The sequence below is a fragment of the Bacteroidota bacterium genome (genome assembly GCA_034723125.1).
Taxonomy (GTDB): Bacteria; Bacteroidota; Bacteroidia; order CAILMK01; family JAAYUY01; genus JAYEOP01.
The window spans coordinates 1-2,911 of sequence record JAYEOP010000281.1 but is presented as its reverse complement, the minus strand read 5'-3'; the positions used below and the strand labels follow the sequence as shown (position 1 = coordinate 2,911).

Sequence of the window (2,911 nt, the reverse complement as noted above, 5' to 3'; positions counted from 1 at the left end):
ACTGCTTACTGCCGACTGCCAACATATTTTCACGCAAAGACGCAAAGAACGCAAAGAAGAATTATTTATCCATACGGACAAGTTTTGTTGATTTGTTTATTTGTTAAACGCAGAGTCGCAGAAACGCAGAGGAAAATTAACAAAAAAAGTCAATCCTATTCAGGCAAGCACATCCTGCATCTTACATCCTGCATCTTGCATCTTACATCCTGCATCTTGCATCCTGCATCTTGCATCTTACATCCTGCATCTTGCATCCTGCATCCTGTATCTTGCATCTTACATCCTGCATCTTGCATCTTACATCCTGCATCTTACATCCTGCATCTTGCATCCTGCATCTTGTATCTTGCATCCTGCATCCTGCATCTTGTATCTTGCATCCTGCATCTTGTATCTTGCATCCTGTATCTTTTATTGATAAGGTTCAATGACTTCTAATAATTCAGGAAGATCCATTTCTATTTCTTTTAGAAACTCTGTTTTTGGAACTCCATTACTATTCCATCCTCTTCGTAAATAAACAGCATCAAGAAGCTTTTCATATTCTGATTCTTTGTATTTTCTTAAAATTGCTACTTTTTCAACAGTTGTTTTTCCTTCAGGATTTACATCTAAAATTTCTTTTAATTGCTTGTCATATCTTTCTTGTCGTGATTCATATTCCTCAACTGTTACAGGACCTGCTGCTCTGTATGGTTGAGCATCATATTTTCTTATGCCATATCCTCTTCTTAAATTAAAAATACGCTGAAAGTTGTAAACTCTTTCGGATTGACGAACTAATGAATCTATATCTTCATTAGCACCTGTTACTGCATTGTAAATTGTAACGTAGTTGTCAAGATGCTCAGGTACTTTTGCGGGTTCATCTGTTTCTGCATTTCCAGCAGGTTCAACATCATTCCATGGTAATTTACATAATCCAACTAATCCAAACCATGTTCTAAACATTGGGAAAAAATGTAATGCTTCTGCTTTGTCTTCAAATCTAGGGATTTGATTGTTAACCATATCCATAAAGATTAGCCATGCTTCATCATGTTGAGGTCCTTTATTGGTTAATGCATATCCACCTTGCTGTGCTAATGATTCTTTAGAAACATATTGTGAATATTCAAGACCTTTATTTTCCATGCCAATATCGTTAAGAAAATCAGCATCTCCCCATTTATTTTTAGCAAAAATTTCTTTACATTTTCTTACTCCTAAACCAGCGGTTTTACCAAAGCCTTCTCCTCTACCAACTTGATGAAGCAATTCCATTGCACCATCAGCATTTCCAAAATTGAGTTTTATTCCGCCTGTACGTTCTTCATTAAGAATACCGTTTTCAAAACATTCCATTAAAAAGCCCATTGTTGTACCCCATGTGATTGTACATATTCCGTAAGTATCACAATAAAAGTTTGATTCAATGGTGAAGTCAGGATTAAAAATTCCCATAATTGAACCTAATGATGATGTTGTTTCATACTCAGGTCCTTCCACAAGAACTTTGTCTCCTTTGTAAGGTCCGCTTCTTAGCTCGTAGTTGTCAACTCCTTTGGCACAAGCCATATTACAGCCTATCCAACAACCATCGGGTAATCCTTGAGTAAAGAATTTTTTATAAACTTCCGAATGAATTTTATTAGCATCTTTATGGCTACCGTATTTAAAATTATTAACAGGCAACAAGTCATAATCATTCATTATGTTTACCAAGTGTGCAGTACCTTTGGCTTTCATTTCATTTTGCTCTTCGTCAAAATCCCGCATTTCTTTATTAAAACGTCTTCCTCTTTCTGAAATGGCTTTAAGGTCAACAACATTATTTAGATTTCCTTTTACTCCTGCAACTTTTGCTACTATGGCTTTAATTTTTTTATCACGAAAAACAGTTCCAATACCTCCTCGTCCTGCTTGTTTTAGGCGAACGGTTTTTCTTCTTAAATCATAGAAACTAAAATTAAGCATACCGATTAATGAGTTGTCGGCTGCTTGACCTGCAGAAATAACTGCAATATTTTTTTTATCTTTTTCATTATCAGCATACATCTCTGTAAGTTGTTCTGCTAACACATGACTGTCGATTGCTTCATCAGGTGCTTCATAAATTTCAACTTTATGATTTATTCCATCAAGGTAAATTATGATTTCTTTTTCAGATTTCCCTTGTAATTCTAAAGCATCAAATCCTGAAATTTTCAAAAAAGGTCCGAAATAACCTCCAACATTACTGTCCATTACAGAATTTGTTTGAGGTGAAATACTTACGACTAATGATTTTCCTGCTCCTGAATATTGAGTGATTCCACAAATAGGACCACCTGAAATAATGATTTCATTCTCAGGGTCATTCCATTTTGTATCGGGTTTTGTAGCATCCCACAAATATCGTAAGCCATAACCTTTGCCACCAATAAATTTTTCTTTCATTGACTGGGGAATATCTTTTTCTTTTATTTCATTGTTAGAAACATTGATGTATAAGGTTTTATCTGTGTAACCTTTTTCGGCTGGAGTATGTGTGTATTGCCACTCAGCTAATTGCTTATGCTTTTTCTTTAAACTTTCAATATCAAATGTCATATTGTTATAAAATTAAATTTTGTTAATAACCAAAATATTTATAAAAACCCTTCCTTAACGAATTTTGTAAGAACTTAAAATAATGCATTTTGCAATATTTTTTGTTAAGCGACAAATGTATAAATTTTTATGTTTTTTTAATATTTTATCAAATGTTTTTTTTAGAGAATTTTTAATTATCAGATATAGAAACAAAAAAGATTTTCTACGACAACTTAAATTTATTTAGTACCTCTAAGAAAACTATCAAATTTTATGATTTCTAAGATTTTTGATGAGATTTTTATTTTTTGAGACGAGGCGATGCCTTAGCATCAGTGAGTTGAAAAAGATAAAA

2 protein-coding genes are annotated in these 2,911 nt (G+C 33.4%); both read right to left on the bottom strand.

The window, feature by feature from the left end; translation table 11 throughout:
- Positions 1–155: 155 nt before the first annotated feature.
- Complete coding sequence (locus U9R42_07695; protein MEA3495901.1) at positions 156–299, bottom strand: phosphotransferase; 144 nt, start codon at positions 297–299, stop codon at positions 156–158.
- Between the two features lie 115 nt (positions 300–414).
- The gene (locus U9R42_07690; protein MEA3495900.1) at positions 415–2,574 is read right to left on the bottom strand and encodes an aldehyde ferredoxin oxidoreductase C-terminal domain-containing protein; all 2,160 of its coding nucleotides are present in this window, start codon (positions 2,572–2,574) and stop codon (positions 415–417) included.
- Positions 2,575–2,911 lie beyond the last annotated feature (337 nt).